General features: G+C 50.6%; 20 protein-coding genes. 10 read left to right on the top strand and 10 right to left on the bottom strand.

The features are described from left to right. Positions 1 to 85: 85 nt before the first annotated feature. Positions 86 to 343 carry a 50S ribosomal protein L27 gene (gene rpmA, locus CCY32_RS10460; RefSeq protein ID WP_088330576.1) on the bottom strand — a complete coding sequence of 86 codons (258 nt, stop codon included), beginning with the start codon at positions 341 to 343 and terminating at the stop codon, positions 86 to 88. A 15-nt stretch (positions 344 to 358) separates the two neighbouring features. Beyond that, the gene (gene rplU, locus CCY32_RS10455) at positions 359 to 670 is read right to left on the bottom strand and encodes a 50S ribosomal protein L21 (protein ID WP_088330575.1); all 312 of its coding nucleotides are present in this window, start codon (positions 668 to 670) and stop codon (positions 359 to 361) included. A 272-nt stretch (positions 671 to 942) separates the two neighbouring features. Here rplU and ispB point away from each other — a divergent pair, with 272 nt between their 5' ends. Together ispB and CCY32_RS10445 are read left to right on the top strand one after the other, a co-directional pair. Beyond that, positions 943 to 1,914: an octaprenyl diphosphate synthase gene (gene ispB / locus CCY32_RS10450; RefSeq protein ID WP_088330574.1), complete on the top strand. Its 972-nt coding sequence runs from the start codon at positions 943 to 945 to the stop codon at positions 1,912 to 1,914. Positions 1,915 to 2,142: 228 nt separating this feature from the next. Further along, positions 2,143 to 3,600, top strand: a complete 1,458-nt coding sequence (locus CCY32_RS10445; RefSeq protein ID WP_088330573.1) for an amidohydrolase family protein — start codon at positions 2,143 to 2,145, stop codon at positions 3,598 to 3,600. Between the two features lie 83 nt (positions 3,601 to 3,683). Here the strand turns inward: CCY32_RS10445 and mdh are convergent, their stop codons facing one another. After that, complete coding sequence (gene mdh, locus CCY32_RS10440) at positions 3,684 to 4,619, bottom strand: malate dehydrogenase (RefSeq protein WP_088330572.1); 936 nt, start codon at positions 4,617 to 4,619, stop codon at positions 3,684 to 3,686. Positions 4,620 to 4,892: 273 nt separating this feature from the next. Between mdh and argR the strand changes: the two genes are divergently transcribed. Further along, positions 4,893 to 5,354, top strand: a complete 462-nt coding sequence (gene argR / locus CCY32_RS10435; RefSeq protein ID WP_088330571.1) for a transcriptional regulator ArgR — start codon at positions 4,893 to 4,895, stop codon at positions 5,352 to 5,354. 68 nt (positions 5,355 to 5,422) lie between these two features. Here argR and CCY32_RS10430 read toward each other — a convergent pair whose 3' ends face one another. Together CCY32_RS10430 and CCY32_RS10425 are read right to left on the bottom strand one after the other, a co-directional pair. Continuing rightward, on the bottom strand, positions 5,423 to 6,592 hold the full coding sequence (locus CCY32_RS10430; protein ID WP_088330570.1) for an endonuclease/exonuclease/phosphatase family protein: 1,170 nt from the start codon (positions 6,590 to 6,592) through the stop codon (positions 5,423 to 5,425). A 124-nt stretch (positions 6,593 to 6,716) separates the two neighbouring features. After that, a complete protein-coding gene (locus tag CCY32_RS10425; RefSeq protein ID WP_088330569.1) occupies positions 6,717 to 9,851 on the bottom strand; it encodes a TonB-dependent receptor in 3,135 nt (1,044 codons plus the stop codon). Positions 9,852 to 10,181: 330 nt separating this feature from the next. On the opposite strand from CCY32_RS10425, the gene CCY32_RS10420 reads away from it, so the two are divergent. The 6 genes from CCY32_RS10420 (at position 10,182) to CCY32_RS10395 (ending at position 16,492) form a co-directional block, all read left to right on the top strand. Beyond that, complete coding sequence (locus tag CCY32_RS10420) at positions 10,182 to 11,030, top strand: PhnD/SsuA/transferrin family substrate-binding protein (protein ID WP_141096218.1); 849 nt, start codon at positions 10,182 to 10,184, stop codon at positions 11,028 to 11,030. Continuing rightward, positions 11,020 to 11,982 (top strand): hypothetical protein, encoded by a 963-nt coding sequence (locus CCY32_RS10415; protein WP_088330567.1) that lies wholly within the window; start codon positions 11,020 to 11,022, stop codon positions 11,980 to 11,982. The genes CCY32_RS10420 and CCY32_RS10415 overlap by 11 nt, the downstream gene beginning before the upstream one ends. 159 nt (positions 11,983 to 12,141) lie before the next feature. Next, a complete protein-coding gene (udk, locus tag CCY32_RS10410) occupies positions 12,142 to 12,765 on the top strand; it encodes a uridine kinase (RefSeq protein WP_088330566.1) in 624 nt (207 codons plus the stop codon). A gap of 35 nt (positions 12,766 to 12,800) precedes the next feature. Then, entirely contained in the window at positions 12,801 to 14,009 is a 1,209-nt protein-coding gene (locus CCY32_RS10405) for a NupC/NupG family nucleoside CNT transporter (RefSeq protein WP_088330565.1), read from the top strand. Positions 14,010 to 14,026: 17 nt separating this feature from the next. Beyond that, complete coding sequence (locus tag CCY32_RS10400; protein WP_088330564.1) at positions 14,027 to 14,866, top strand: 2OG-Fe(II) oxygenase family protein; 840 nt, start codon at positions 14,027 to 14,029, stop codon at positions 14,864 to 14,866. Positions 14,867 to 14,878: 12 nt separating this feature from the next. Further along, a complete protein-coding gene (locus CCY32_RS10395) occupies positions 14,879 to 16,492 on the top strand; it encodes an alkaline phosphatase family protein (RefSeq protein ID WP_088330563.1) in 1,614 nt (537 codons plus the stop codon). 33 nt (positions 16,493 to 16,525) lie between these two features. Here the strand turns inward: CCY32_RS10395 and CCY32_RS10390 are convergent, their stop codons facing one another. The 4 genes from CCY32_RS10390 to glnK form a co-directional block, all read right to left on the bottom strand. Next, a complete protein-coding gene (locus CCY32_RS10390) occupies positions 16,526 to 17,440 on the bottom strand; it encodes a Dyp-type peroxidase (protein ID WP_088330562.1) in 915 nt (304 codons plus the stop codon). Positions 17,441 to 17,458: 18 nt separating this feature from the next. Next, positions 17,459 to 19,147 carry a gamma-glutamyltransferase gene (gene ggt / locus CCY32_RS10385; RefSeq protein WP_088330561.1) on the bottom strand — a complete coding sequence of 563 codons (1,689 nt, stop codon included), beginning with the start codon at positions 19,145 to 19,147 and terminating at the stop codon, positions 17,459 to 17,461. A 363-nt stretch (positions 19,148 to 19,510) separates the two neighbouring features. After that, positions 19,511 to 20,779 (bottom strand): ammonium transporter, encoded by a 1,269-nt coding sequence (locus CCY32_RS10380; protein WP_088330560.1) that lies wholly within the window; start codon positions 20,777 to 20,779, stop codon positions 19,511 to 19,513. Positions 20,780 to 20,797: 18 nt separating this feature from the next. Beyond that, a complete protein-coding gene (gene glnK, locus CCY32_RS10375) occupies positions 20,798 to 21,136 on the bottom strand; it encodes a P-II family nitrogen regulator (RefSeq protein ID WP_088330559.1) in 339 nt (112 codons plus the stop codon). A 269-nt stretch (positions 21,137 to 21,405) separates the two neighbouring features. Between glnK and CCY32_RS10370 the strand changes: the two genes are divergently transcribed. Continuing rightward, positions 21,406 to 22,383: a phospholipase A gene (locus tag CCY32_RS10370; protein ID WP_088330558.1), complete on the top strand. Its 978-nt coding sequence runs from the start codon at positions 21,406 to 21,408 to the stop codon at positions 22,381 to 22,383. On the opposite strand, the gene CCY32_RS10365 is transcribed toward CCY32_RS10370, so the two are convergent. After that, entirely contained in the window at positions 22,374 to 23,180 is an 807-nt protein-coding gene (locus CCY32_RS10365) for a M28 family peptidase (protein WP_168171490.1), read from the bottom strand. The two genes, CCY32_RS10370 and CCY32_RS10365, sit on opposite strands and share 10 nt — an antisense overlap. Between the last annotated feature and the right edge of the window lie 57 nt (positions 23,181 to 23,237).

The raw sequence follows: 23,237 nt of genomic DNA, 5'->3' as shown, positions 1-23,237 counted from the left end.
CGCTTCACCAGGCGCCGAATTCATAACCCGGAGCCAAAAAAAAACCCCGCTTCGGCGGGGCTTTTCAAGCTACATGAGCTGCCGTTTATTCAGCAACGATGCTCACGTACTTGCGGTTCTGGGGACCTTTAACTTCAAACTGCACCTTGCCACTCTCCAGAGCGAACAGGGTGTGGTCCTTGCCCAAACCTACGTTGTTGCCAGCGTGAAACTTGGTACCACGCTGACGAACAATAATGCTACCGGCCAATACTGATTCGCCACCAAAGCGCTTAACACCTAAGCGTTTGCTTTCTGAATCGCGACCGTTACGAGTACTACCACCCGCCTTTTTATGTGCCATCTGTCAGTACTCCTCTTAAGCGCTAATACTGGTAATCTTCACTTCAGTGAACCACTGGCGGTGGCCCATCTGAGTGCGTGAATGCTTACGGCGACGGAACTTAACGATCTTAACCTTATCGCCACGACCATGAGTGACCACTTCCGCCTTGACTTTACCGCCATTAACAAATGGGGTACCGATTTTAATGTCATCACCGTTGCTGATCATCAACACATCGTCAAATTCAACAGACTCGCCTGGCGCGACTTCAATCTTTTCAAGACGAACGGTTTGGCCTTCAGCCACACGGTGTTGTTTACCACCACTTTGGAAAACCGCGTACATACTTAACTCCGCTCTATGCGTCTACATGACGCTACAATTCTAAAACAGGGCGCGAATTGTACGTGAAGTGCTCAGCTTGGGCAAGAGCTATTGTCAAATTATTTGACCAGCACACGCCGCTCATGGCGGGCACCTGAGCATTATGTCTTACGCAGCCAGATCGGTCGGCATTATAACCTGAATATTACACCGACTGAACGCACTGCACTGGAACAGAAAACAGATTTCTGCAAGAATGCCGCCAGACTTCAATCGATATGCTCCCAAAATCCATGAATATAGCGCAGATTCGCCAACTGGCAGAGCAGGACATGCAGGCAGTCAATCATCTGATACAGCAGCAGGTGAGCTCTGACGTTGCACTGATCAATCAATTGGGTTTTTATATCGTCAACAGCGGCGGCAAGCGTATCCGGCCTCTGTTATGTGTGCTAAGTGCCAGGGCAATGGGCATTGAAAGTACCCAGCATCATACCCTTGCCGCCATCATTGAATTTATTCATACCGCGACCCTGTTGCACGACGATGTTGTAGACGAGTCGACCATGCGCCGGGGTCGTGAGACCGCCAATGAGCTGTTTGGCAATCAGGCCAGCGTACTGGTGGGCGACTTTCTCTATACCCGTTCTTTCCAGATGATGGTCAGCCTCAAACGCATGAAAGTCATGGAGATCCTCTCCGATGCCACCAATGTCATCGCCGAGGGTGAGGTCATGCAGCTGATGAATTGCAATGACCCGGATATCAGTGAAAAGCGTTATATGCAGGTGATCTATAGCAAAACGGCGCGCCTGTTCGAAGCCGCTACCCAGCTCGCTGCTGTGCTTACCGATCAATCCCCCGATATTGAGAAGGCATTACAGGATTATGGGCGTTATCTTGGCACGGCCTTTCAGCTGATTGACGATGTGCTGGATTATGATGCGGACAGTAACAAGACCGGCAAGAACGTGGGAGATGACCTGGCCGAAGGCAAACCCACCCTGCCTCTGCTTTATGCGATGTGGCATGGCGATACAACTCAGGCAGAAATGATTCGAAATGCCATCGAACACGGCAATGGATTAGCCAATCTCAAGCCAATTTTGCAGGCCATGCAACAAACCGGAGCATTGGAATACACACGCCAACAGGCCATCAAAGCCTCTGAACAGGCCGTCCAGGCTATTCAGAGCCTGCCTGAATCGGACTATAAGCAAGCCCTGATTTCACTGGCACGGTTGTCCGTGTCACGGGAAGACTGACGCAGCAGTTTTAACCTAAACAAAGAACAAACTCAGTACCACGTTTCGCCAAGCGTGCATCTGTGCGGATACAACTAAACCGACGATCAGCACATTCGATGGTTCTCGGTTCTGCCGCCGTCGGTAACCCCGCCATCTCCTCCAATCAACGCGTTTTCACCCCACACCGGGAGGCAGAGTTGTGTTTTCACTGCTAGCTTTATCTGGCTTGCATTAAGGAGAACACTCATGCCCGCTCGTATTCCTGTACTGCCGATCAAAATGGACACCACCTCCAATGGAGAATTTGTTCCACCACGACTTAGTCAAAGAGAAAAGCATATCAATCAACTCGCTGACCAGCAGATAGATCTCGGCGCTCATCGTCTGGGGCTAGACCGACGCACTTTCATGTTATCAACCTGTGCCGCCGCAACCACCCTGCTGTGTGCCAACAAGGTGAATGCCGCAGCGGGTCTTACCGGGGGCTTCTACCAGTTGTCTGGAGAGGCGGCGATGGAAACTGAACCTGCTGATGCGGCATTGATGGGCGATGAGTTTATCTTCGATATACAAGGACACTTTGTGGACCCCAATGGCCGCTGGCTCAACCAGTTACCTGAACAAGCGACACCTTTTGCCGGTATGCCTGGCGCAGCCTGTTCTCTGGCCGATATACCCGGGGACAGATCTTACCTGCAATGCCTGGGTCCTAAGCAGTTTGTCAAAGACGTGTTTATGGACAGCGACACCAATATGATGGTGCTTTCTTTTGTTCCCTCGCGCCGGGAGAACGAGCCGCTGACCATAGAAGAGGCCGACGCCACCCGCCGCATTATTGATGAGCTTGAGGGAGACCAGAGGCTGCTATTACACGGTCGGGTCAACCCCAATCAGGATGGTGACTTACAAGGCATGGAAGAGCTGGCCGAGAAATGGCAGGTCAGCGCCTGGAAGACCTATACCCAATGGGGACCAGAGGGTCAGGGTTTCTTCCTGCATGAGGCCCCCGGTATCGCCATGATTGAAAAGGCCCGACAACTGGGCGTGAATAATATCTGTATTCACAAGGGTATTCCTTTTGGTCAGCAATCCTATGAACACAGCCTGTGTACCGACATTGGCATCGTTGCTAAGGCGTTTCCTGATATCAACTTTATTATCTACCACTCTGGTTTTGATCCTGGCGTTGAGGAGCAGGCCTTTAACCAGGGGGCTGGAAGAGCGGGAACAGACAGCCTGGTGCAATCGCTGATCGATAATGACATTGCCCCCAACACTAATGTGTATGCTGAACTGGGCTCGACCTGGCGCTTCGTGATGCGCCATCCCGAACAGGCAGCACACCTGCTGGGCAAACTGATCCGCTACGTGGGCGAAAACAACGTATTATGGGGCACGGACTCCATCTGGTATGGCTCACCACAGGATCAGATTCAGGCCTTCAGAAGCTTTCAGATCAGTGACACCTTTCAACAACAATATGGTTATTCGTCTTTGACACCAACACTCAAACGCAAGATATTTGGCCTCAATGCCACTAAGCCCTATCAGGTGAGTATAGAGGAAGTACAGCGCTTTATGGGCAAGGACCGTATTGCTACTAGCAAAGCCGAATATCAGCAGGCTCCACAGCCCCATTTTAAGACCTATGGGCCGAAAACCCGGCGTGAGTTTCTTAACCTGATGAAATGGCAGCAAGGGTAAGTACAGGGGCGAAAACAGTACTTTTGGCACAAAAAAACCGGTCTGTAAGGACCGGTTTGTGTGTTTTCTGTAAGCCTTTGACGTTAACCGTTAACGAAGTCTTCACCCAGTTTGATATCGCCACGCAGACCTTCAAGCATATCCTGTTTGGCTTTTTCTTCGAAGTCACTCAGCTTGCCATAGGGCAGCACTTCATCAACCCCTTCTTTGCACAACCGCACAGGGTGAGCAAAGAAACGGGCATCATCAGAGTTCGTTTCAACATAGGTGTATTCCACCACGTTCTCGCCACGCATCGCCGCCACCAGCGACAAGCAGAAACGTGCCGCAGCCTGTCCCATAGACAGAGTTGCGGAGCCACCACCGGCTTTGGCTTCAACCACTTCAGTACCTGCATTCTGAATGCGGTGGGTCAGGCTCTCGACTTCCTCATCGGAGAATTCCACACCTTCCACCTGAGACAGCAGAGGCAGAATGGTGGTGCCGGAGTGACCGCCGATAACCGGAACATGCACGTTAGCAGGATTTAAGCCTTTGAGTTCAGCTACAAAGGTTTCTGCACGGATCACGTCCAGCGTGGTCACCCCAAATAGTTTACTCTTGTTGTATACACCTTTGGCCTTGAGCGCCTCGGCTGCGATAGCCACAGTGGTATTCACCGGGTTGGTGATGATGCCGACGCAAGCTTGCGGGCAGTTATCGGCAACCGCTTCCACCAGGTTCTTAACGATACCGGCATTGATATTAAACAGATCAGAGCGATCCATACCCGGCTTGCGGGGTACACCGGCTGGGATCAACACAATGTCCGCCCCGGTCAGCGCATCAGCCAGATCATCTTTACCATAGCCCTGTACTTTCACATCTGTTGGTATGTGACTCAGATCAACGGCTACACCAGGTACAACAGGCGCCACATCGTATAAAGACAGGGCCGTACCCGCAGGTAATTGGGTTTTTAGCAATAAAGATAAGGCCTGGCCAATTCCGCCAGCAGCACCTAAAACCGCTACTTTCATGATTTTCTCCTGTGAATGGTAATCGTCGCTGAGCTCCGGCAATTGCCGCCTTTACAGAGCGTAGCGTGCGAGAGCACGATTGAATAAATATGCCGGCAAAGTCTACTGTCTGACCGTCTCCTTAGCAAGTACCCAAGCCCGGTTGACGACCACATAAGCCATAAAAACAGGCGTTGTGTACCGACATTGCAGGAAACTACCTCAACATAAGACTATGGTATAGCGGCGACAGGTAAGTATAATAATGCACTTCTAGATGTGACAGGATACAGCATGACAGCCAAACAAGACGATTTAATCAAATCATTTAAAGCCTTTCTTAAAGCAGAGAACTTCGGTTCCCAGGGGGAGATCGTCGAGGCACTCAAAGAGCAGGGATTTGAGAACATCAGTCAGTCCAAGGTGTCGAGAATGCTGAGCAAGTTCGGCGCCGTGCGCACCCGCAACGCCCGCGGTGATATGGTGTACTGCCTGCCTCCTGAGCTGGGCATGCCCACGGCCAAAAGCCCATTGAAACAACTGGTGCTGGACATTGTTCACAATAACGTCATGGTGATTATCCGCACCAGCCCGGGGGCTGCACAGTTAATTGCCCGTTTGCTGGACTCTCTTGGCAAAGCAGATGGGGTACTGGGAACCATTGCCGGTGACGACACCATCTTTATCGCCCCTGCCGACATCAGCCGTATTGAAGAAACCCGTAAACGGGTCGAAACCCTGTTTGAAAACGTGTAGGTCGGGCCTGAGCCCGAGATTTCAGCGTTCTCATCAGGCCGCGCCCGCGGCCTGAACGCCCTGCCCCCTTAATTCTCCAGCATCAGGTCCATCCAGACCAGTCGGTGATCAGAAGACGCATTGCGATTCTCAATCAAGCGATATAGGGGCTCATCGGGTTTGGGCCAGAACACCCCCGCCCCAAGCACCTTCCAGCCAGCTTCAGAGGGAAGCACATAATCAGGACGCATCCTCCAGGCGGCGGTATGCATGGCGCCAAGGGGGTTATCCTGACTGTGGAATGCGCCGCCCGCACTTTTGGGTACAGTGTGGCCATGAACTTTTGCGTGGGTCAGCAGGTTAACAATCGGCTCTTTGTATGCATCGCCTTCGGTCTGTGAGGCATTGAGGTCGCCAATAATCACAAATCGGTCGCCCTTAAGGCCTCCCTGTTGTCCCTTGTCATCGTAAATATAGGCCGACTGCCAGGGCGAGGATAAATAATCCACCCAGAACCGAATCTCGTCATGATTGCGCTTACCATTGCGGTTCTCCGGGCCGTCGAAAACTGGCGGTGTAGGGTGACTGGCAAGCACATGCACGATGTTGCCGTCGACATTCACCGGAATATCCCAGTGCGACTTAGAAGACAGTCTCAACACCTGCTTCGCAGCCTCGCTGTACCAGGGTTTACCCTGCTCATCCACCACCGTGGTCATCAGGTTATCCGGCATATCTTTCCACAAAAATCGCTGGAAGGTGCGCACGTCATCTTCGAGGATGGGGAAACGGCTTAATAAGGCCATGCCATATTGCCCCGGGTACAGTCCAAAACCAAAGGCGTCCGCGCCTTTTCCAGAGGCCACACCATCATTGTTAAGGTCATGGCCCGAATCGACACCGGTATTCACCGGCGCAATATAAAAGTAGGGATAATCGATAGGTGTTGCGCCTGACTGTGAGCGGCTCAGGTAATGACGAATAAACGCCTGAATCCCCTTGTTGGGGTCGGCATCATAGTCAAATTCGTTCAGTAAGATAATATCGGGCCGCACACGCTGAATAATCTCTGCAATGTTACGAATTTGCTGATGTTCGCCACTTGCCAGATGCTCAAATAACTCTTCGCCGGACACCTCTGTGCCCCGAGGCACGTAGTTTTCAGCCTCCATACTGACATTAAAAGTCGCCACCCGAATTTCCATTGCCTGCACTCCTGTGCTGATTAAGGTGAGCCAAAACAGAATCATGTTCTTCATACTGTATTCTTTAAACCTTTTTCGATGCAGTCCAACGCCTGATGCGTCGACACCTGTCGTTATCATAAACAAAAAAGCCGGCGCGAGGCCGGCTTTTGACTTGCTTTAAAGGCGTTGAACGTTTTTAGAAGGTGTATTTCACACCCAAACGAACTTCCCACAGAGACGCATCCGCGACGCGTGTCTGACGCGCAGGCTCATAAAATGTCTCATACACATACTGATTGTTATCATTGATGGTACCGCCAATGATCTGCTGTGCGCGAGGGAAGCTGGCTTCGTACATAACACCCCAATCATCATTGAGTAAGTTACCGAAGTTCTCAATCACGAGGTAGGCTTTCGCTTTATGCTCTTCATAGAAGCCTGGGAATTCCTGTTCCACTTTTACGTCGAACTTAGTCCACCAGTCACTATTGATGCTATTACGTCCCATGATTTCGCCACGGGACAGACCTTCCTCAGCGATAAAGGCATCAAATGCAGCCTTATCGAAGCTATCAGCATACACCACTCTGCTGTCACCCTCTTCCGGGATATAGGCAAGGTGCATATCAATAAAGCCAATAGAGCTTCCCAACGAGCCGTCCAAATCTCCATTAAAGACGTAGCTATACGGGCGACCTTCATTGGCCGTGCCGAACACAGTTACCCGCGTCGCATACCCATCAATGAACTCTTTCTCATAAGAGGCGCGTAATGTGAAACGATGAGGAATCTCATAGTTTGACGTGGCTGCACCTGGATCTTCAGGATCCGTTACTGCCGGGCTGATGTAGTTAGAGAAGGCTACAGAGCTGGTCATCGGGCTGACGTCTTTTGCTTCGGTGAACGCATACGCCAGGCTCCAGTCCAGACCAAAGTCATAGGTCTTGCTCAATGACAATGAGATGCTGGTTGATTCGCCAGAATCTCCCTTCACATTGGTCAGCATGAAGTCCTCACGGCGACCATTTACACTGGTGTAGATGGGACGACCATCGGGTGCCAGTTCTCCGGTGCGTACGCGCGTTACATCCCTGATGATGGCCGCATCTTTCTTGTCAGTGTAAAGCAAGTCGGCCATCAGGACATAGTCGTTGTCAAAGGTGTAGGTCAGACCCAAAGCGTATTTCCATTCAGATGGAATCTCGAAGTTCGGATCCAGAATATTAATACCACCATTACGACCTTCTCCTGCGGCTACTGCATCATACAGATCCTGAGGAATATCATAGATAGGACGCCCTTCGCCGGTAAAGTCCATATCAAAAACAGACGTACCACTGCGATCCTGATTTTCCTTCAGGATAATACCGTTGTTCTGGTAATTATTACCCACCCAGACATTGGGGTTACCACCGGAATAGAGTCCGAATCCACCTCGTACTTCCAGATCATTAGACGCCATCCAGTTAAACCCGAAGCGTGGCTGAATGAGATCTTTACCATCCAGATTCTGGACGTTTGAGAAGCCATACAACTCTTCGATAAGCGGGTTTTCTACCGGATAATCATCACTTGAATACCAGTCGTAGCGGATACCAAAGGTAAAGGTCGCATCCCAATCAATATGATAGAATTCATCCTGAATATAGGCCGTGTGTATCTGATAAGAGAACTCAGCCGCACCATCCGCCGGGTCATTGGTACCCGCAGCACTCTCGTAAGTAATACGGAACGGGGTACCATTGCGGAAGTCTTCGATAGAGCCAAAGCGGTACTCACCTTCGGCTTCCTGTACAAAGAGGTTGAACACATCCAGGTTTTCGTACTCGTACCCGCCGGTGATAACGTGATCACCTATCAGGTAGGTACCGGCCAGTTTAAACGTATCATTAGAGTAGGTCAGCTTGTTTGCGTGACGTGAATCATCTGCACCGAGGTATACGGTAGCTTCAGAACCATTGTTCTCTGTTGTGATTTGCACTTCACCGAAATCAGTCCCGCCCAGAGGGACAACACTGGCTTCAAAATCAGAGGTACCAATACGCAATTCGGTAGAGAAAGAATCCGTCCAGTCTGAATACAAAGAGGCTACGACAGACTCAAATTCACCACTTTGATCATAGTAATGATTTGAGTATTCAAATTCGTCAGAGTCACCATCTGACTCGCGAATAGTATTGCCGTCATTGTAGTTATACACCAATGATGCACGATGAGCGTCATTGATCTGCCAGTCCAATTTCGCCATGATTTTTTCATCTTCAACCGGCAGACTGCTTACCAACTCACCGGGCTCATAACCATATATATTGCGAGCGATGTCCAGGATTTCATCGTACTGTGCCTGAGAGAAACCCAGAACAGGTACCGCAGCGTTAGAACCCGCAGGGCCACGGTCAAACAAATCAGAGCCTTCAAGCTTTTCATAGGAAGTGAAGAAGAAGAGCTTGTCTTCAATTAACGCACCGCCTACATTGAAACCGTAGCGACGTTCATTGAAAGCGCCAACATTAATGTCTTCACCTTCCAGAGAGTCACCGCGCATAGAGTCATTGGTATAATCAAAAAATACCCCGCCCTTTAACTCATTACTTCCTGATTTGGTAACAGCATTGATATTACAGGCTGTAAAACCACCATACTGAACGTCAAAAGGAGCCAGTTCTACAGCAACCTGTGCGATAGAGTCGTATGAGAAAGGAATACGTACCGTGGGGTAGCCATTAGAGTTGAGCCCAAAGTTATCGTTAGTACGAATACCATCAACGGTAAGGCTGTTAAAGCGAGAGTTTGCCCCGGCGCACTGTACCGAATCATTAAATCCTTCATCGATGTACACGCGTGGGTCGATTTTGATCAGATCTTTGAGGTCACGGTTAATAGCGGGCGCACTCTCAATGGATTTCAAATCAAAGTTCGCGGCCGGGCCTGTTGAACCATACAAAGAGTTAACGGCAGAACCTGTCACGACAATGGATTCCATGACCTGAGTCTCTAAGCCTAAGCTAAGGCTTGTCGTTTCACCCAGTTTCAGATACACATTTTCTCTTTTTGTTGTACCTGCTTCATCGGTCACTTCAATGGTGTAAGGACCGCCAACCTGCAGGCCTCTGAGACTGAAAGAACCGGAATCATTTGATGTGATAACACGAACAGCACCCGTTCTGGCATCTGTCACTGTTACCGTTGCTCCGGACACAACCTGTCCCGATTGAGTAAGGATATTACCCCGTATCCCGGAGGAGGTTTCCTGGGCCATAGCGCCTGTGGTTAATCCCACAGACATGGCAACCGCTAAGGCAACGCGGTTAAGCTTGGATTTCGTAAACATTGTGTTTTCCTAGTTTCAGTTGTTATGTGCAAACAGAGTTTAGTTGCAATTTATTGCAAATTCATGTCGTTGCGAGTCCCATACCACCCGTTTTAGGACTCTGGCTCACCTGTGCAGAAAGTGTGCACCCCATTCGATTCGCGAGGTAAATTCTCCCCTCTCAGAGGAAAATAGAAAGGCCTCATAAAGATTCATAACTTCTTATTCATAAAGCTTTAAAATCAATGGGTTATAAAATATGAGTAAGATTACTTATTGCAACAAGTAAGCTTAGCTGTTCCAATACTGTGCATTACGCATCTGGTTAGACCTTTTAAGCGGAGCTGTCACTTGACCCTGTCAAAAACATCGCTGGTTTTCCTGGCGCTATTCCTCGGTAGCCTGCTCTGGATCGTCGTGCAACATGTGCATTCTAGCAAAATGCCGAGCTTTATGCCGTTAATTCAGAAAAATACCGAATGTCGTACGGGGAATGCCGAGAATACTGCCTCTCTGATACTCTTTATCACCACAGAGTCCGTGGCCCGCAACCTGTCCCAGGCATTGTGCCAGAATACGGTTGTAGGCAAGCAATTTGGCAGTGTCAAAGCGTTCTGGAGCCACAGCGAGGCGCAAGTATTACAGTTTGTTGGTAAAGGCATTGCTGACCTGGCACTGGTAAAAGAAAACCTGCTGGAGGCCGTGGAAGGAAAGTCTACCTACGGATACAAAATGGTCGCAGCTTACCCTGATTACTCGGCCTATCTTATCGCCATGCGCGAAAAGCCAGCCTTGACCAAAGAGTACCTGTTAGGTAAGCGACTTGGCCTGCTGGACTATCCCACCAGTCGTTCAGGGCACATCATCCCGATTCAGCTGTTTAAATCCCTGGCCCTGCCGCTGGACAATATGCACATTACTTATGCCAATTCGCATTCAGAGTTGCGACAGCTGCTTACCTCCGGGCGGGTAGATATTATTTCCTCTTTCTGGCAGGAGAGTGACGAGGCCATTCTCTCAAAGAACTATATTACGCCCATTGAACAGGAAGTGAGCGGCAGCAAGTGGTACCTGAAAATGGACAGCAACAATATCGATTTATTCTGCGCGGTTCAGCAAACCCTGACTGATATCGCCAGAAATCAGAATTCCAGTTATTTCAGCCGTCTGACAACCGAACCGAACTGCCATGTTGAATAAGCTCCAGCTACCTGTGTATAAAAAGATCGCCTGGTTCATCACCCTGTTGGGTTTGTTCCTGGTGTTCCAGATCATTGGTTATTTATCCGCTAACATCGTGCACCAACGCCATATTCAGCAAAGCATCCTGGCCGTGGAACAACGTATTGCCCTGGATTTGCCCTGGCTGCAGTTGCCCAATGAAGCCATGAAGTCCGTCGCCGATAAAGCCGCTATCCGGGCTTACCTGCAGCGTCTGAACGAACAGGCGCAAGCACAGCAGCTTCCCATCACAGTGACCGCGTTACAGGGGATAGACGCTGAAGCAGATAAGGCTTTTGGCTATTTTGTTGAGAAACAACTCAATGCGCCGGCTCAGACCTTCCGTCTGACGCTGATGGCTCAGCCATACCGCTTAAGCCAGAGTTTTTCGCCACTGGCGCTGATGGCCGCACTCATAATGACGCTGGCGTTATATCAGTATCAAACAGCCAAAGCCCGTGCCAGACAAGAGCAAAGCAGGCCAGAAGAAGGGGTTCATGAGGCACCTAAGCTGGTTATCGATCTGCATAACCGTACATTCCGCCACAACCTCAGTGGCAAACAAGTGCAGTTGTCCAATAAACCCTTTTGTTTTTATATTGCCCTGGTTGATTATTGTCTAAACACCGAGGCACCGGCCTTGAATCACAATAAAAACATACCCGAAGCCCTGCTCGAATTAGCCAATCGCTATTTTTACCGTATGATTGAGTTAGGACACACTATCCGTAAGCGTCCGGATTTCAGTTCAAACCTTGATAAAATGCTCAGCGAAATCCGCGCCGCGCTGGATGAAGTCTTTGCCGAGGCACCAGAGCAAAAAATCCCCTTCTATCCACCCAAAGCGCAGGGTGAAGGCTCCCGCTCAAAATTGCACAACTATGCATTGGAGCAATTACAACCCGAAGATCTGGAGTTTATAGGTAAGTAATCTGGCTCAGCCAGCGTGCATCTTCCGGGTGCCTGGGCATTGAGTTTATAAAGGGGAGATTTACGTAAGACTAATTCCTCTTAAAACGCCCTCTGTCACTGACTTTTCATGATTTGGCTGGTAATCTTGTGGCCACCAATAACAGCCAGTCACGTGACCATGTCAAACACCAGTATTATCGCAATTTCAGGGGGTTCAGGCTCAGGAAAATCCCTTTTCACTCAGACCCTGATTACTGAAATTCTGGATTCAGGCATGAACATTCTGGTGCTGTGCGAAGATCACTACTATCGCGATCAGTCTCACATGACCATGGAAGAACGGCTGAAAACCAATTATGACCACCCCAATGCCTTTGAACACGAACTGCTGATCGAACACCTGCTGGATCTCAAAAGTGGAAAAAGCATCGAATACCCTCAGTATTCCTTCAAAACCCACACCCGACTGCCGGAAACACAGACACTGGAACCGGCTTCAGTGATCATCGTGGAAGGGATCATGCTGCTGGCCAGCCCCCAGCTGTTGCCACTTTTCGACATCAAAGTCTTTATTGATACGCCGCTGGACATTTGCCTGCTCAGGCGCATTACCCGGGACGTTCAGGAGCGTGGACGGACACTACAGTCGGTCACCGAACAATACGAATCGACGGTCAAGCCCATGTACCACCAGTTTGTGGCGCCCAGTCGTTTCACCGCCGATGTGGTGGTTACGCAAGGGGGTAAAAACCGTATTGCTCTGGATGTGCTCAAATCCCATATTCAGCAAGCACTGGGATAATCGGATTTACATTACAATAACAACAGGAATCACACATGATTAGTCTGCTCGGCATACTGACACTTTTTGCACTGGGGTGGCTGCTCTCGGTGAATCGTAAGGCCATAAACTGGCGAACGGTATTGGGTGCCTTTGCCCTGCAATTGTCCTTGGGTGCCTTGGTGCTCTATATCCCCTTCGGCAAGGAAATGTTGCTATCGATGGCACAGACCGTGTCACAAATTATCGGCTATGCCAAAGCCGGGATCAGCTTCTTGTTCGGCGACATGGGAGAAATGAAGTTTGGCTTCATGTTTGCTGTGCATGTGTTGCCCATTATTGTGTTTTTCTCTTCCTTTATTGCGGTGCTGTATTATTTAGGCGTCATGGGGTGGGTTATTCGTCTTATTGGCGGCGCGATTCGCTGGTTGCTGAAAACCAGTCGCCCCGAGTCCATGTCAGCTACCGCCAACATCTTCGTGGGGCAAACTGAAGCCCCCCTGGTGGTCCGGCCTTTTATCCCCACCATGACCCGTTCCGAGCTCTTTGCAGTGATGGTTGGCGGCCTCGCATCTGTAGCAGGTTCGGTGCTGGCCGGTTATGCCGGGCTGGGTGTGGAGCTGAAATACCTGATTGCGGCCAGTTTTATGGCCGCACCGGGGGGCCTGATGATGGCAAAACTGATGATCCCGGAAACAGAAACGCCGAAGAATGATGTTGCTGAGTTGTCTGAACCTGAAGAGAAGCCCGTCAATGTGATTGATGCCGCCGCCACCGGCGCTGCCAGTGGCTTAATGCTGGCCCTCAACGTTGGTGCCATGCTACTTGCCTTTGTAGGCCTGATTGCCTTGTTGAATGGCCTGATTGGCTGGGTGGGTGGCTGGTTTGGCGCCGGCGAACTGACGTTACAGATTATTCTGGGTTATGTTTTCCAGCCCCTGGCCTTCATTATCGGTGTTCCCTGGGATGAAGCCCTCAGAGCAGGCAGCTTTATCGGTCAGAAAGTGGTGGTCAACGAGTTTGTCGCGTATCTGGATTTCGTCAACTACAAAGACCAGCTCAGTGAAGGCACGCAGGCCATCGTTACCTTTGCCCTGTGCGGCTTCGCCAATCTCAGCTCCATCGCTATTTTGCTCGGGGGCCTGGGGAGCATGGCGCCGAGTCGTCGTCATGATATTGCCGCTTTGGGACTGCGCGCCGTTGCGGCAGCCTCTCTGGCTAACCTTATGAGCGCCGCGATTGCCGGCTTTTTTATCTTTTTGTAACCCTTCAGGTAAAAATTATGAAACTCATCGCCATTGATTACCACGCCGACAATGCTGCTGAGGCCTTTGTGGAGTCCTTGCATCAGACCGGCTTTGGTGTTCTCAAGAATCACCCCATCCGTCAGCAAAAAGTAGATGCCATCTATGCTGCCGGTAAGGCGTTTTTTGATAGTGAAGAAAAGCACCAGTATCTGTATGACAAAGAAACCCAGGATGGCTATTTCCCGCCGTCCGTGTCTGAGGTTGCCAAAGGTCATAAAACCAAAGACATCAAAGAGTATTTTCATTACTACCCCTGGGGTCGCTGTCCTCAAAGCCTGAAGGCCCATCTGGCCGACTATTACCAACAAACCACTGACTTTGCCGCCGAGCTGCTCAGCTGGGTCGAGGCTCATTCTCCTGAAGATGTGGCCCGCCACTACCGCGAACCGTTGTCGAATATGGTAAAAAACAGTCAGCAAACGCTGCTTCGGGTGCTGCATTATCCACCGCTGACCGGCACAGAAGAGCCCGGTGCGATTAGAGCGGCGGCGCATGAAGACATTAACCTGCTCACCATTTTGCCCGCTGCAAATGAACCTGGTCTGCAGGTCAAAAGTAAAACCGGTGAATGGCTGGATGTCCCCTGTGATTTTGGCAACCTTATTGTCAATATCGGTGATATGTTGCAAGAGGCGTCTGCGGGATACTTCCCATCGACTACACACCGGGTAATCAATCCGCAAGGCGCGGATCAAAGCAAATCGCGCATCTCGCTGCCCCTGTTTTTGCATCCCCGCCCTGAGGTTGTGCTTTCCGAGCGGCATACGGCAGACAGCTACCTGAAAGAACGCTTGCGTGAACTGGGCGTAAAGTAGGAGTTGCCGGTAATGAAGATGAAAGCTTGTGTGATGGTTATCCTGAGCCTGTTGATATCAACCCCGCTACAGGCGAAGCCAAAACTGGTACTACAGATCACCGTTGATCAGCTGCGCGGCGATATGCTCAGCCGCTATCAGCCGCATTTTATTACCGAAGAACAGCAGGGCTTCAATCTGTTTTTGCAACAAGGCACGGCTTATCTCAATGCCCATTATCGTCACAATACCACCCTGACGGCTGTAGGGCATGCCACTCTGGCCACCGGGGCGCTGCCCTCTGAGCATGGTGTTGCCGCGAACAACTGGGCTGACAGACAAAGTGGTGAGCGGGTCTATTGCGTCGCCGATGAATCCACTCATTTGTTGGACGCCCAGGGATACAGCGCATCACCGGCTAACCTGATGGCGTCTACCTTTTCCGATGAGCTGTATCTGGCCAGCGATGGTAAGGCAAAAATCTTTTCTGTGTCGATCAAAGACCGGGGTGCCGTGCTGACCGGCGGACAGCATGGAAAGTCCTTCTGGTACGATAAAAGCAGCGGTAATATGATCAGCAGCAGTTTTTATTTTGATGCCTTACCCGAATACGCGCGCAAATTTAACCAATCCGGCTATAAGGACCAATTCCTCAACCAACACTGGAACCTTAGTCAGCCGCAAACAACCTATCGCAACAGTGCCGCAAACCGCAATTTTCAGATTCCGCCAAAAGGCTTCAACCGGGGGTTTCCACACACACTTCCGGCACAACCCGATAAGCGCTATTACAGCCTGCTTACCTATACGCCCTTTGGCGATCAGCTTACCGCGGCGTTTGCCAAGATGCTGATTAAGGAACACGGGCTGGGTGAAGACGCTACCACCGATTACCTGGCCATCAGCTTTTCCGTTAACGATTATATCGGCCATATGTTTGGTCCCAACAGCCTTGAAACTGAGGACAATCTGATTCGCCTGGACCGCACGCTGGCCGATCTTTTTGCCTTTATCGACAAGCACATCGGCATGCAAAACGTGTTGATTGCGCTGTCCGCTGACCATGGTGTCGATGCTATTCCCGAATATAAACGGTCCCTGGGCTTCAGGGCCTTTCGTGGCAGTTTAAAAGCACAGATAAGCGCGCTCAATGCCCAGCTGAGTGAGCATTTTAAAACCCGTGACGCGCTCATCAAAGCTGTGCAATTGCCTTCTGTGTATCTCGACAATGCCGTTTTGCAAGAACAGGGTATCGCCGCACAACAGGCCCAGAAAAAGCTGGCAGAGCTTATCAACACACTGCCGGGTATTGCGCGTACCTTTACCCGCCAAACATTGCTAACTGAAGATTTATCTTTTGATGCCATCGCCAGCAAGGTGCAAAACGCCTATGTCCCCGAGCGTAGCGGGGATGTGGTGATTGTGCAGCAAACCTCGTCGATGTCAGGCGATTATGCGGCTGCAACCCATGGCTCACCCTATCGTTATGATACTCATGTACCTCTTCATTTCGCCGGCTGGAATATTCCAACGGCCAGGATCTATCGGGAAGTTTCCCCCGAGGACCTGGCACTGACGCTCTCAGCCCTGCTGGAGATCACTCAGCCCAACAAGGCCACGGGCAAGTTACTGACCGAATTATTCTGAAGTATTATGAAGCGGGACTAACAAAGGCCTGCGCTAGTCCCGGGCGTGATGCTTGATAAACTGAATAGACGGGGCGAAAAATGCCGCCCCTGATTCCGCACTGGTATAGTCGAGCCACTTGTCATAGTGGCCCTCCTCGTCCCCCACTATCATACTCTGCAAACGCTCCACAAAGGGCCGCGCGCTGCTGCAACAGCACACCACCATCACCCCCTGTGTCTGCATGTCGCCATAGGGCATACTGTGGAGCAGCATCTGGCTGACCGTTTCCGGCTCGCCACATCGGGCCGCATGAGAGAAAGGCGCCAATTGAGACCCTCGCAGGCGTCGATTATCGTCTTTGTTGTACCCCATAATCATTTCCTGGCTGGCCAGATCCAGCTGCTGCCATTTCGCCAGATCGTGGCGGTATCGCTGCACATGGACGTAACTTCCGCCACAAAAGTCCGGGTCATCATCACCAACAATGGCTACATCCAGCTTTTTCATGCCTTTAGGGTTGTGGGCATCAGCAACGAAGCCATTGAGGTCACGTCCTTCGAGGTAGCGAAAGCCTTTCACCTGCTCCACCAGCTCGGTGTGTTCTTTGAGCAGTTCACACACCTCAACACCGATCAGATGGCAAATATCTGCGCGATCGGCACGAATTTGAATGAACAGATCACAGGGCTCTGCCGGTGCGTGACGATCCTCACAATGCAGATCCGGGAAAGGTGCCAGTTCAACAGGAATCAGCCCCGGATACAGTTCCAGCCAGAAGTTACTGCCCACGGCAACCATGCCTGACACCATCGCCTCATAATGCTCCTCATCATAATACTCAAAAATAGAGAGCAATCTGGCAAGGTGCTTTCTGACACGAGCCGTATCCTCATCGATCACGTTAAACAGCAGGTAAATGGCATGCAGACTGGGTTCTGCACTGACTCCTTTTTGTGGCTGTGACATAAGACGCTTCTTGAATCCTCAGTAACCTGCTGCCTGACCGTCTTTACGACTCTCAGACGCGCCATAATAGACCTTATTCTTATCATCCCACATGATAGCCTGGTAACCACCAAAGGCGCCGGAGACATCCGTCAGGGTATGCCCCATTTGCACCAACTGACGGCGCACCAGTGGGCTGAATCCACTTTCCAGACTGACATAGCCACCATCCTGCATGATTTCATCGGTGGGTTGACTGGAACCGGAATGAAGAATCCGCGGCGCATCACCGGCTTCCTGCAAATTCATTCCAAAATCAATCAGATTAATCATAATCTGGGCATGCATCTGCGGTTGAGTCGCCCCGCCCATGACACCGTAACTCAACCAGGGCTTACCATTGCGGGTAACAAAAGCCGGAATGATGGTATGGAAGGGTCTTTTCCCCGGTTCATACTGATTAAAATGGCCGTCCTTCAGGGAAAACATTTCACCGCGATCCTGAAGAATAAAACCCAGACCGGTAGGCGTCATGCCCGATCCCATTCCCCGGTAATTGCTCTGGATCAGTGACACCATATTACCCTCGGCGTCAGCTGTAGTGAGATAAATGGTATCACCCTGCTGGAGCCCTGCATCATAGCGTTTTGCAGCCTTGTTAGCATCGATCAGTTGACGACGCTGTTGAGCGTATTCTTTAGAGATCAACCAGTCCACGGGGATATCATTAAAAGCCGGATCGGCGTAATACTTCGCTCGGTCTTCAAAGGCCAGCTTCTTGGCCTCTACAAAGGTATGAATATATTCGGCTGAGCCGAAACCCATTCCCTCAATATCATAGCTCTCCAGAATATTGAGAATTTGCAGTGCGGCGATACCCTGACCATTGGGCGGTAGCTCCCATAAGTCGTAGCCACGGTAATTAGTGGAAACTGGCTCCACCCACTCAGAGGTATGTGAGGCCAGATCCTCTTCACTGAGGAATCCGCCCTGTTCTTTCATGTAGGCAGCAATGGTTCGGGCGATATCTCCTTTATAAAAGGCATCCCGGCCGCCTGTAGCAATTTTCTCATAAGTGGCGGCGAGATCCGGATTCGTAAACACTTCGCCTTTGCGGGGTGTCCGTCCATTGGGCATGTACGTCTCTTTAAATCCGGGAAACTGACTGAGCACAGGTACGCTGCGCTTCATGTAATAGGCAATCAGTTCAGAAACCGGGAAGCCTTGCTTAGCATATTCAATACTCGGAGCAAGGATATCTGTCATGGGTAAGCTGCCAAACTTACTGTGTAACTCAAACCAGCCATCCACCGCACCGGGGACCGATACCGGTAAGGGTCCGTGGGATGGAATCTTTGTCAGCCCCTGCTGCCTGAAATAATCCAGGGTGAGAGATTTGGGAGAGCGTCCTGAGGCATTTAAGCCATAAAGCTTCTGGGTTTTAGCATCCCAGACGATGGCAAACAAATCACCGCCAATGCCATTACCCGTAGGCTCAACCAGGCCCAGCATGGCATTCGCCGCAATGGCCGCGTCGATGGCATTGCCTCCCTTTTTAAGGATATCCAGAGCCACTTGCGTCGCCAGGGGTTGGCTGGTGGCTGCCATGCCGTTTTGCGCAATTACTTCAGAACGGCTGGCAAAAGGTAACCCGGTGATACGATCATAGGCCTTCACCGACGGTGCAACCACGCACAAGAAAATCATAAAGCGTATCAGCACATGCATATTGAGCTCCGAGAAACGAAAAATGGAGAATAAAGGATAACCCCTTCAATAGCTAATTCACAACGCAAGCTATTACCGCAATCCAGGTAAAGAAAGGATCATACAAACTGCTTCCGGCCATCCCGGCATACCGTCCATCCCTGACATCGCCGGGAAATGCTCCCTGCAATCCCGGCATACCGTCCGTCCCTGGCATCGCCGGGAAATGCTCCCTGCAATCCCGGCATACCGTCCGTCCCTGGCATCGCCGGGAAATGCTCCCTGCAATCCCGGCATACCGTCCGTCCCTGGACATAAAAAAGGCCTGTCGTTTGACAGGCCTTTTCAGTATCGGATTATTCTTCTTATTATTGATGTTTCGTATTATTTACGTGAGCCGGTGAAATCAGGATAGGCTTCGAGTCCACAGTCCACCATATCCAGTCCCTGATACTCATCCTCTTCACTGACGCGGATGCCCATGGCAGCTTTCAGGATCCCCCATACCACCAGACTGGCAATAAAGACCCAGAAAAAGATAGTGGCAGCGCCAATAATCTGGCCACTAAACGTCGCGCCTGAATTGGTCAGCGGTACGATCAACAAGCCAAACAGGCCGACGGTACCGTGCACGGAAATGGCGCCCACAGGATCATCAATTCTGAACTTATCCAGTGCCACAATCGAGCCAACCACAATCAGACCACCAATGGCGCCGAACAGCGTGGCTTGCAAGGCCGTCGGTGTGGAAGGTTCAGCAGTGATGGCCACCAGCCCTGCCAGTGCGCCGTTTAAGGCCATCGTCAGATCGGCTTTCTTAAACAAAATACGGGCAAGAATCAGTGCCGCCACAGCACCACCTGCGGCTGCGGCATTGGTATTCAAAAAGACCATGGCAACGGAGTTAGCGTTGGCAATATCACCCAATTTCAGCACCGAGCCGCCGTTGAAGCCGAACCAGCCCATCCACAGTATAAACGTACCCAGTGTCGCCAGCGGTAGGTTGGCACCGGGAATTGCATTGATTTTCCCTTCCTTGGTGTATTTCCCTTTACGGGCACCCAGCAATAACACACCTGCCAGCGCTGCGGCGGCCCCTGCCATGTGCACGATACCCGAACCAGCAAAGTCAGAGAAACCAAGATCACCTAAGTTGTACAAACCAAAGACGTCCTGACCACCCCAGGTCCAGCTTCCTTCCAAAGGATAAATGATACCGGTCATCACCACTGCGAAGGCCAGAAAAGCCCACAGTTTCATACGCTCAGCCACGGCACCCGAAACGATTGACATGGCCGTTGCCACAAAAACCACCTGGAAGAAGAAGTCTGAGGCGGCAGAGTAAACGGCTCCCCCGGCAAAACCGTCTTCCCGGGCAGCAAATTCACCCAGTGTCGCGTCAACGTCGACGCTCTCAATACCGGCTAAGAATATGCCGCCGTCGTACATAATGGCGTAACCACAGACCATGTACATAATACAGGCGATCGCATACAGCGCGATATTCTTGGTCAGTATCTCGGTGGTGTTCTTAGCCCTGACCAAACCGGCTTCCAGCATGGAGAAGCCGGCAGCCATCCACATTACCAGTGCACCACAGACCAGGAAATAAAAGGTGTCCAATGCATATTGCAAATGAAATGCTTGTTCCATTGTATTTTCCTCCAATTGTTAAATAGCAGCGTTGTCGGTTTCACCGGTACGGATACGCACCGCATGCTGCAAGTCGAAGACAAAGACCTTACCGTCACCAATTTTTCCGGTCTTGGCTGCACCGACAATGGCCTCAACCAATCGATCGAGATGATCGTCCTGAACGGCAATTTCCAACTTCACTTTGGGAAGAAAATCCACTTGATATTCGGCACCACGATAGAGTTCGGTATGCCCCTTCTGCCGACCAAAGCCTTTGACTTCGGTCACGGTCAGACCGTCTATACCGATCTCTGAAATCGCTTCACGAACATCGTCAAGCTTGAATGGCTTGATGATGGCACTGACTAATTTCATCTTGTTGCTCCTGATTGATTATTTGAGTGTCGACAACAAGAGCTAAACAATCGCCGTGCCAGAATATTTTTATTATTAATTACAACAAGTTAGTTTTATGATTAGCCTCTTAACAGAAAATCATTGCACTCTTATCGGGCTTCATGATGTTTACGCCCCAAATTGGTGCAAATCATTATAGATAGCTATTTGCACGTCAATTAGTCATAAATCGGACGCTCAACTGGGTTAGAATTCCGTCAGTTACTGAGGTCGGTGGAGGATGAAGAATGAATCGAGTAACAATAGCTGTGCTGTGGATCATGTGTTGCGCATTCAGCCTGCATGGGATGGCACAGTCAGAGCAGGAGACCCAGCCTGAGGAGCAGACGCAGCAGGAGGGTGAACCGGCACAACAAACTCAACCTTTGATTCAGCAAGTCAGCGACGCGGACGAAAATCTGGTCAAGAAGCGCATGGAGGCTGATCTCAGTAGCCAGAGCAATCCATACAGCTTCACGCAGCACCGGCTAAATTACCTGCTGCCATTCAGTTACCAGAGTAACCCCAATCAGATGGCAGAAAACGGTCTCAGCGAGGGCAACATTGATCATTTCGAGGCCAAATTTCAGATCAGCATAAAAATGCCGGTTCATCTGGTAAACCGTGAAGAAAGCACAGAAGGACTGTATTTTGGCTTCACTGCAATGTCTCTGTGGCAGGTTTATAACAGTGAAATATCCAAGCCCTTTCGCGAAACAAACTATGAGCCCGAGTTGTTCTACAACTTTGAAACCAAACTCAAGATACTCGGTTACCGGTTTAATCTGGCACAAATTGGTATCAACCATCAGTCTAATGGACAAAATCAGTTGCGCTCACGCAGCTGGAACCGCCTTTACGGTTCACTGCTTTTCAGTGACGAGACCTCCTTTTATTATCTGAAAGCCTGGTACAGGTTTAAAGAGGATGAAAAGGAAGATCCACTGGATCCACAGGGCGATGACAATCCGGACATTACCCATTATCTGGGCCACTTTGAGTTGGGATATGGCACCCGGTTGGGCAACTTCAATTTGATCACGCTGCTGCGCAATAACTTTAAGACCAGTGACAACAAGGGCAGTATCGAAGTGAACCTGAGTTATCCCATCAGTGACCGCTATGAGATCCTGTTACAGTATTTTAATGGCTATGGCGATTCGCTGATCGATTACAACCGCCATCAACAACGTATTAGTCTAGGCGTGCAACTGGCTTATTTCTGATATTCAAGGGACAAGGAATCTATACCCAGCAGCAAGGCGCCAAGGGCTTCTGTTGCCTGTTCCATCAGCGTTATATTGAGATTATCGAAACGATCCTGCTCTGTGTGATAGTAAGCATGGTCACCGGTTGTCGCAAACAAAAACGCGATGCCCTCACTGGCAAAGGCACCATGATCACTGGCCTGTCGATAGTGAATACGTCTTGAGCTGCCGAATCCTCTTGGCTGGCGAGGATAGCTGGCAGCAATCCGCAGCGCTGAGCGGCTTTTTACTTTGGCAATAGCCTGTTGCAAAGATGGATCGCGGCTACCGCCGATGTAAAGCTGCTGGCGCAGATCACCGACTCCCAGCATATCCAGATTCAGGTTAAACACAATATGGCTAAGCGGCACCGGGGGCGCATTCACAAAGGCTTTGGCGCCATGCAACCCATGTTCTTCAGCATCTGTGGCCAGAAAGATAACCGAATGACGCAATGGCGCGTCGGCGATAGCCGACGCCAGCACCAACATCACCGCAACGCCAGAGGCATTATCATCGGCTCCATAAAAGATCCGACGCCCCTTTTTGCCGAGATGATCATAGTGAGCACTGACAACAATATAACATTCAGGCAGCTCAGTACCTTTTACCCAGCCAATCAGGTTGACACCCTGCCCCTCAGAGAGCCAACGCCCAAAAGTAAACGAATGACGAAAACCGGGGTTAAACGCTGATATCCCCTGGCGGGTAAAGACCTGCGCAATGTATTGCTGCGCCAGCAAAGCCCCCTCGCTGCCTGTCTCTCTGCCCGCCATGACCTCATTGCTCAGTTGATAAGCATGAGTATGTAGCTGTTGCAGTGCAAGGGGCAA

Source organism: Lacimicrobium sp. SS2-24, from assembly GCF_002201535.1.
In the GTDB taxonomy this organism is placed as follows: Bacteria; Pseudomonadota; Gammaproteobacteria; order Enterobacterales; family Alteromonadaceae; genus Lacimicrobium.
The sequence above is the reverse complement of the archived record's forward strand: the minus strand, read 5'-3'. Positions and strand labels throughout refer to the sequence as shown.